3 protein-coding genes and 2 pseudogenes are annotated in these 3,689 nt (G+C 68.3%); 2 read left to right on the top strand and 3 right to left on the bottom strand.

The window, feature by feature from the left end:
- Both AB0F61_RS34075 and AB0F61_RS34070 read right to left on the bottom strand, forming a co-directional pair.
- Positions 1-133, bottom strand: a pseudogene (locus tag AB0F61_RS34075) (IS701 family transposase); the annotation flags it as partial.
- A 151-nt stretch (positions 134-284) separates the two neighbouring features.
- Positions 285-1,940, bottom strand: coding sequence for a sialidase family protein (locus AB0F61_RS34070; RefSeq protein WP_357818484.1), 1,656 nt, complete (start codon positions 1,938-1,940; stop codon positions 285-287).
- A 957-nt stretch (positions 1,941-2,897) separates the two neighbouring features.
- On the opposite strand from AB0F61_RS34070, the gene AB0F61_RS34065 reads away from it, so the two are divergent.
- Entirely contained in the window at positions 2,898-3,335 is a 438-nt protein-coding gene (locus tag AB0F61_RS34065) for an epoxide hydrolase N-terminal domain-containing protein (protein ID WP_357818481.1), read from the top strand.
- Here the strand turns inward: AB0F61_RS34065 and AB0F61_RS34060 are convergent.
- Positions 3,224-3,469, bottom strand: a complete 246-nt coding sequence (locus AB0F61_RS34060) for a hypothetical protein (RefSeq protein ID WP_357818487.1) — start codon at positions 3,467-3,469, stop codon at positions 3,224-3,226. The two genes, AB0F61_RS34065 and AB0F61_RS34060, sit on opposite strands and share 112 nt — an antisense overlap.
- Between AB0F61_RS34060 and AB0F61_RS34055 the strand changes: the two are divergent.
- A pseudogene (locus AB0F61_RS34055) lies at positions 3,461-3,689 on the top strand (IS701 family transposase); the annotation flags it as partial. The gene AB0F61_RS34060 and the pseudogene AB0F61_RS34055 sit on opposite strands and share 9 nt — an antisense overlap.

Raw genomic sequence — 3,689 nt, 5'->3', positions numbered from 1 at the left:
CCAGGCCGGAGACCAGCCCGCACAGGTACTGCCGCGCCCGCCGCCGCGGCTCCGAGCGGCGAAACCGAGGCCCGATCCGGGCATGCAACCGGTCCGACTCCCCATGCCACTGATCGACATCAACGTCCGTCACAGGCAGACCAACGAACGCGAGCCGAACTCGATTCGCCTACTGCCGTTGGAGTACTAGTGCCCTCGGCCAGCGGCCGGGCCGGGCATCAACCGGTAGGGCCGGACCGGACCGGTTTCCGGTCCCGCCCGGCCCGCGGCCAGCCACAACGCGGCTATCGGTTGGCGTCCCGGACCCGTACGGCGGCGACGCGCGGGGACGCCACCGGGTCGGATTGGGAGAACGTGGCGACGAAGTCGTGTGGTCCGGCGCTGGTCAGGCCGGCGTAGTCGCCGAGGAAAAAGCCCGGGGGGCCGACTTCATTCAGGAAGGGGGCATGCCGCATGTCGAATGGCTCGTTGGTGAGTCTTACCTCGGTGTCGAACCCAACCCCGGTCGCGCAATCAAGCTTGGGTGTCGGGCGACAGGTCACCAGCCAACGATCGGTCCATAGCGCCCCGGCGGGGTCGTCGTGACGAAAATCGGAGTAGTCGACCGCGACGGTATGGTCGGCGGCGACTGCAACCGATGCGGTGAATGCCTGTTGGTTGCCGATCGGGACGTACGTCGGGCTGCGGTTGACCTTTACCGGCGTGGACCAGTGGCGCCCGCTGACGTCCGACACGGACAGTGCGATTGCGTCCGCCTGCCCGCCGCTGAAGCGGGCGTCCTGCCAGACCAGGTAGATCCGCCCGCTGGCCGGATCGACCGCCGCGTCGATGAGCGCGGCGCTGCCGCTGGAGACCTGGTCCCCCGGCGACTGCGGATCGCTGACGCCGGCCGACCGCATCTCGGCTACCAGGTGGGGAGGTGACCAGGTGGCGCCACGGTCCTGCGACCGCATCACGGCAACGTGCCGGGTGGGCCGCTCGCCGGTGAGGTCGAACAGGGTGAAGGAGTCGACAAGGGTCCCGTTGGGGAGCACCACGATCTGGTGTCCGGTGGTCAGCCGGTTCTCCCCCGGCTCATAGATCTGCCGCGCCCGCCAGGTGCGTCCGGCATCACCGCTGGCGGCGAAGACCACCGCTCCGCGGAACGGCTCGCCCTCCTGGTCGGGTTCCATGATCTTCGGTACGACCGTGTAGACGCGTGCGGGGTCCTTCGGATCAGCCACGATCGCCCCACCGACGTACGTCCCGCCGTCCGGATCGCGCTCCGCCACCACGAGGACCGGTTTACTCCAGGTGAGACCGCCGTCGAGGGATCGGGCCGTGATGAGTCCGCTGGGTGTGGTCTCGGGTGCGTCGAACACATGCGCCGACAGATGCAGCATGCCGGTTGGGCCGAATGACAGCCACACGTCATCGACGTAGTCGAAGGTCCCGCCCGTGCATCGGCTCGTCCCCGGAATCAGCACCCGCCGCCAACTGTGGCCGCCGTCGGCGCTCACCCCAGCGACCAGTCCTCTGAACCGGTCCTGTGTCCACACCGACACCAGCTGCTGACGTTTCAGGGGGTTGGCGGCGACGGTCGGTTCGAGCGCGCCGGCGGGTAGGAGATCGTCAAGAGCGGCCGAAGGGCAGGCGCCGAATGGGCTCGGCCCAGAGACCCACGCCGGACCCGTGGATACCTCCGATGGCGCCACCGACGCGCCCGCTGCGCTGCTGCCTGGCGTGAGAGTCATGGTCACTAACAGGGCCGTGACGAGCAGGGCGGCAGGAGCTCGTCCGCTCATCGCGTGCTCGCCAGGTCGACCGGATCGGGTGCGAGTCGGCCCCGTCGTGCCAGCAGGACGCTGGCGGCGGCGAACCAGATGAAGCCGATGAACCTTCCGGCCGGGATGAAGACCGACGCCGCGGAGGCCAGCAGCGAGAAGATCGCGAGTACGCACAGCGTCGCGATGCCGATCCCCAGCCTTCCGAGCCAGCTCGGCAGCGCCCTGGTCCGCAGCATGGCGGCGGAGGCGGCGCCGACGAAGAGGCCGAGCGTCACGATGTGCAAGGGACCGCCGGTCATGAAGGCGAGGTCCATGGCGAACCGGAAGACCCGCAGATCCGATCCGCTGCCGGGACGAGACATGATCCATTGAACGGCCGCCGACGACAGCAGCAGCGCGGAGGCGACCGCACCGGAGGCATGCGCCAGCCCAGCGGCTCGGCCGATGTCGCCCCGCCGGCGCATCGTGACGGCGACGTACGCGGTGAACACCAGCAGTGCGACCGCCGCCAGCGCCTGGAAGAACGCGCCAACCGGTGCACTGGGTGAGCCGCTATTGAGGAACTGTTGGACATCGGCGTCGGACGAGTACGGCGTAACCAGCGGCTCGCCGGGTGAACTGATTAGCCCTGGGAGGAGCATCGCGGCGTTGAACGACAGGACGTACAGCAACCCACTCAGGGCGTGCAGCCGAGAGGCCACAAATGGTGTCTCACGCACGGCGGGGCCTCCCCGCCGGATAGACGACGATGGCTGTCGGGTGTGTTGCGCTCCTAGGTTGATGCACGGAGCGAGCATGCCGCCGGAGTCATCCGTCCACGTCGCATCGGCGTCGTATCTCTGACTGCGCTCCACGGCGTATTGCCGTTGCGCGAGGGGGTACCACCCGGCTAAACGCTGGCGCTCGCCACCGCCGACGTGAACGCGGGACTCTAAGCCGGTTGTTCCGGTCAGGTTGGTGTTCTCAACTCGCGCGACTCCGCCCCGGCCTAGGGTAGGCCTGCCGGCCCGGGGCGCCCGGACCGCGGCCGCGTCATAGCTCACAGGAGCGGAATTCATGTCACAGGATGTCCGTCCCTTTCGCATCGACGTACCGGAAGGCGACCTTGTCGATCTCTGACAGCGATTGGCGATGACCCGGTGGCCCGACCGCGAGCCGGTCAACGACGGATCGCAGGGGGTACCGCTGGCAACGCTCCAGGAGTTCGTCCGCTACTGGGAGACGGAGTACGACTGGCGAAAGGTGGAAGCGAGGCTGAACGCCCTGCCACAGTTCATGACGGAAATTGACGGACTCGACATCCACTTCATCCACGTCCGCCCCCGCCACGAGAACGCGCCGATCTTTCCCGGCGAAATCTACCGCGCGCCGCGCACCTGGGCCGAGCGCTCTTCACCACCGAGCTCCGCGCGGCGCTCCGCTCACTGCGCTAGATCTGGACAGCCACACCGGGCGCGTCAGTCGTCCTCGTCCTCATCTTGCCCGACGATGGTGAACTCGGGCCGTTCCGACCAGCCGACCTTGCCGCCCTTGATGATCAGGTATGACTCCAGCACGTTGTCCTGGTAGAAGCGCAGGTGCCCGGCGAGGACCTCGCAGCCCGCCGGGCAGTTGCCGACCTTGCAGTCGTCGCAGTGCAGGTCGGCCCGCGCGAACAGCCAACTCAGGAGTGCCTCGATGTCCCAGATCTCGCCGGGGCCCACGGCCCCCGCGAGTACTGGTGGGCGCGGGTGCCCGTGCGGATCTGCTGGCAGCCCGGCCGGGGGCACTGGCTATTCGCCCGGCGCAGCATGACGACCGGGGAGATCGCGTACTACGTCTGCTACGGACCCCGCCGCACCCGCCTGGTCGACCTGGCCCGCACGCTGGGCGATCGAGGAGTGCTTCCAGCAGGCCAAGAACGAAACCGGCCTCGACGAATAC

The sequence above is a fragment of the Micromonospora sp. NPDC023888 genome (assembly GCF_040639415.1).
GTDB lineage: Bacteria > Actinomycetota > Actinomycetes > Mycobacteriales > Micromonosporaceae > Micromonospora.
This window is presented reverse-complemented; position numbering and strand designations above follow the sequence as displayed.